At 64.3% G+C, this 4,030-nt stretch carries 3 protein-coding genes and 1 pseudogene; all 4 read right to left on the bottom strand.

Annotated elements, in window-relative coordinates; translation table 11 throughout:
- Positions 1-744: ABC transporter permease (locus EN925_RS26070; protein ID WP_164894390.1), on the bottom strand; the 744-nt coding region annotated here is incomplete at its 3' end.
- Complete coding sequence (locus tag EN925_RS26065; protein WP_013528956.1) at positions 744-2,255, bottom strand: ABC transporter ATP-binding protein; 1,512 nt, start codon at positions 2,253-2,255, stop codon at positions 744-746. The genes EN925_RS26070 and EN925_RS26065, both read right to left, overlap by 1 nt.
- 236 nt (positions 2,256-2,491) lie before the next feature.
- On the bottom strand, positions 2,492-3,523 hold the full coding sequence (locus tag EN925_RS26060; protein WP_013528955.1) for a BMP family protein: 1,032 nt from the start codon (positions 3,521-3,523) through the stop codon (positions 2,492-2,494).
- Positions 3,524-3,666: 143 nt separating this feature from the next.
- A pseudogene (locus tag EN925_RS26055) lies at positions 3,667-4,030 on the bottom strand (3-oxoadipyl-CoA thiolase); the annotation flags it as partial.

Below are 4,030 nucleotides of genomic sequence, written 5' to 3'. Positions count from 1 at the left end.
CAGCAGCGCTGTCGAGATCAGCACGCGCTCGACATGGATGCCGCCATATCTGGCCGCTTCCGGGTTTTCGCCGGTGACCCTTATCCTGAAGCCGAGCGTGGTGCGCACGATCAGGAACCAGATCAGCGGTGCCGCCAGCAGCGCCACGATAACGCCGAGATGCAGCCTTGTACCTTCGATCAGCACAGGGAAATTGGCCGAATCCTCTATCGGCGGCGAGATCGGATAGCCGCTGAAGGAGTCCTTCCACGGTCCTTCGATCAGCGCCATCAGCGCGTAGTAGATGACCGAGTTGAGCAGCAGCGAACTGACGACATCGTCGACCTTGAATTTTACCCTGAGGGTCGCCGGCACCAGCGCGACCGCGGCCCCGGCCGCAGCGCCTGCGACCGCCATCAACACCATGGCGAGCGGTCCCGGCATCGGGATGGCGCCGACAAAGCAGCTGGCCACCGCGCCGGCCAGCAATTGACCCTCGGCGCCGATGTTCCAGAATTTTGCCCGGAAGGCGCCCGCCACCGCCAGTCCGGTGAAGATCATCGGCGCGGCGCGCACCATCGTTTCGGTGATCGCATAGCTGTCGCCCAGCGAGGCCGTGAACATCACGCCATACGCATCGAGCACGCCGGCGCCGGCCAGCGCGATCAGGCCGCTGCACAGGACAAGCGTCGCGCCGATAGCCAGCAGCGGCAAAGCGAGGTTGAACCAGGCCGGCGTAGAGGTGCGGACTTCCAGGCGAAACATCAGCTGTGCCCCTCCGCCCCGGTCATCATCAGGCCGAGCTGTGCGATCGTTGCATCGGCGCTGTCGAGCGTGCCGACAATGCGGCCCTCATACATCACCGCGATGCGATCGCAGAGCACCAGCAGCTCTTCCAGATCCTCGCCGATGACGATGATGCCGCAGCCCTTGGCCCGCATGTCGAGGAACTTTTCGTGGATGAAACGCGCCGCGCCGATATCGAGCCCGCGCGTCGGTTGCGAGACGATCAGAACCTTCGGGTCGAAAGCGAGTTCGCGCGCCAGAAGGGCCTTCTGCAGATTGCCGCCGGACAGCGCGCCGGCGCGGGTCATCGGCCCGGGGCACCTGATATCATAGGCCTTGATCTGCTCTTCCGCGAAGGCGCGGATCGCATCCGGCTTGAGCAGACCCTTGCTGCTGAACGCGGCGGTGCCGATGCGCGGCAACACCATCGAATCCGCGAGCGGCAGGTTGGTAACCAGCCCCGTCGTCATACGGTCTTCCGGGATGCGGCCAAGACCGAGCGCCTGCACTTCGCGCGGCGAAAAGCGTGAGACTTTCTGGCCGGCGATCGTCATCCGGCCGGCGTCAGGTACGCGCACGCCGGAGATGACCTCCGCCAGCGCGCGCTGGCCATTGCCCGACACGCCGGCAATGCCGAGGATTTCGCCTGCACGCACGGCAAGCGACACGTCGCGCAGCGCCGTACCCGAATGACGCGAGGTGGAAATGCCATTGAGGGTGAGCACAGCGGCACCCGGCGTCGATGGTCCCCGCGCCGGCGGCACGATCTCATGGCCGCACATCAGTTGCGCCATTGCGGACGATGTCGTGTTGGCGGGATCGTCGACGCGGCCGGCGACGCGCCCATGCCGCAGCACTGTGCAGCGATGCGTCAGTGCCCGCACCTCGTTGAGCTTGTGCGAGATGAAAATGATGCCGAGCCCTTGCGCCGCCATCGACCGCAACGCCGAAAACAGCCCGTCGACCTCGCTCGGCGCCAGCACCGCCGTCGGCTCGTCGAGGATCAAGAGCCTGGCGCCGCGAAACAGTGCCTTGACGATTTCGAGCCGCTGCTGCTCGCCGACCGACAGCGCCGAGACCGGAAGATCGGGATCAAGCGTCAGCCCATGCTGGCGGCCGATCTCGGCCAGCCGCGCCAGCCCGCCGGCGCGGTCGATCCGCCCTGTCTTGCCGGGAATGCCTATCAGCAGGTTCTCCAGCACCGTCAGCCTTGGCGCCAGATGAAAATGCTGGTGCACCATGCCGATGCCGGCGGCTAGCGCATCGGCGGAACTTGTGATCCGCACCGGCCTGCCCTGGATGAGAATCTCGCCGGCGTCGGGCGCATAGGCGCCGAACAGCACGTTCATCAGCGTCGTCTTGCCGGCGCCGTTCTCGCCCAGCAACCCGAGGATTTCGCCGGGCGCGACGCTGAGATCAACGGCCTCGTTCGCCTTGACGGCGCCGAAGCTCTTGGTGATGCCGCGCATTTCGATGAGGGGGGCGGACAAGGGGGCTCCTGAACGGACGGGCTTTGCGATTCAACTTTGATTGAGAGGAATGCGCTGCACCCCCCTCTGGCCTGCCGGCAATCTCCCCCTTGAGGGGGAGATTGGATGTCATATCGGCTTTCGCCAATTTTCTTGAAAGAACAGCGCGTCGCCGAAACTGCTAATCTCCCTCCTTGAGGGGGAGATGTCCGGCAGGACAGAGGGGGGCGCCTAGCGCCAGCCCCTCGAACCAGAACTCAATCCGAAACCGGCGTGTTCTCGTCCACGTCGACGCGGAAATTGCCTTCGAGGATCTCGGCTTTCTTCTTTTCGACCAGCTCCTTCACATCAGCCGGCAGCGTCTTGTCGAACTTGTGGTAGGGCGCCAGATGCGAGCCGCCCTTGGCCATGCGCGAGAAGTCGCCATAGTCCTGCGCGGTGAAGACGCCGGCCTTGACCAGCTTGATCGCCTGTTCGACCGTCGGATACATGTCCCAGACCGGGCCGGTGATGACCGTATCCGGGCCGAGACTCGATTGGTCGGACATGTTGGAGATGGCAAGGATCTTCTTGTCGACCGCCGCTTCGATGACACCGAAGCGCTCGGCATAGATGACGTCGACACCGGCGTCGATCTGCGCGACCGCCGCTTCCTTGGCCTTGGGCGGATCGAAGAAAGAGCCGATGAAGGCGACCTTCTTCTTGATGTTCGGGTTGACCTCCTTGGCACCGGCGAAGAAGGCGTTGACCAGCCGGTTCACTTCCGGAATGCCCATCGCCGCGACAGCGCCGATCGTGCCCGACTTCGACATCTTGCCGGCGATCATGCCTGAGAGATAGGCGGGTTCATGGATCCAGTTGTCGAAAACGCCGAAATTCGGTTCTGCGGGCCCAGCACCGGAGCCGAACAGCCAGGCGGTCTTCGGGAACTGCTTGGCGGTGCGGCGCGACTCACGCTCGGCGGCGAAGGCATCACCCAGCACCAGCTGGTAGCCGCCTTGCGCGTATTCGCGCATGACGCGGCTGAAATCGGCGGTCTGCACCTTCTCCGACCATTTGTATTCGATGCCGAGTTCCTTCTCGGCCTTCTGCAGGGCGACATGGATCTGGTTGTCCCATGGCTCCTCGATCGGCGTGGCGAAGATCGCCGCCACCTTCAGTTTCTTGTCCTTGCCGAAGGCAGCGCCCGGCAGCATTGCCGCAGCCAGGCCAAGCGCGCCCAACTCCAGCACATTGCGCCGCGAAAGCCCTTCGCGTGCGGATTGAAATCTGTTCTTTCGGTTTTCCATTGTATTCCCCTCTGTTCGACAGCCGTGTCGAGCCGGCTGTTCTAAAAATCAGACGAGGAACTATGGAACGGGTCCGGACTTTTGTCCACGTGGTCAAATTTGACCGCACCGGATTCTCGAAGTCAGCCGGAGAGACTTGCCGATCAGACCCGTTCCAGCGCGATCGCGATGCCCTGGCCGACGCCGATGCACATGGTGGCAAGCGCATACCGGCCGCCGCGCTCGCGAAGCTCCAGCGCCGCCGTGCCGGATATGCGGGCGCCCGACATGCCCAGGGGATGGCCGAGCGCGATGGCGCCGCCATTCGGGTTGACGTGTTCGGCGTCCTCGGCAATGCCGAGCTGGCGCAGCACGGCGATGCCTTGCGAGGCAAAGGCTTCGTTGAGCTCGATGACGTCGAACTGTTTTGGCGTCAGGCCAAGCCGCGCGCAGAGTTTTTGCGTCGCCGGCACCGGGCCGATGCCCATGATGCGCGGCGCCACACCGGCGGCGGCTCCGCCGAGGATG

Origin of the sequence: Mesorhizobium sp. M7A.F.Ca.US.006.04.2.1 (genome assembly GCF_004022915.1) — a bacterium.
Taxonomy (GTDB): domain Bacteria; phylum Pseudomonadota; class Alphaproteobacteria; order Rhizobiales; family Rhizobiaceae; genus Mesorhizobium; species Mesorhizobium ciceri.
Note: the sequence above shows the minus strand (reverse complement) of the source record. Positions and strands in the feature narration are given on the sequence as shown.

Coding starts and splice junctions, on each gene's coding strand:
- EN925_RS26060 (WP_013528955.1), bottom strand. CDS start 3,523: ATGGAAAACCGAAAGAACAGATTTCAATCCGCACGCGAAGGGCTTTCG.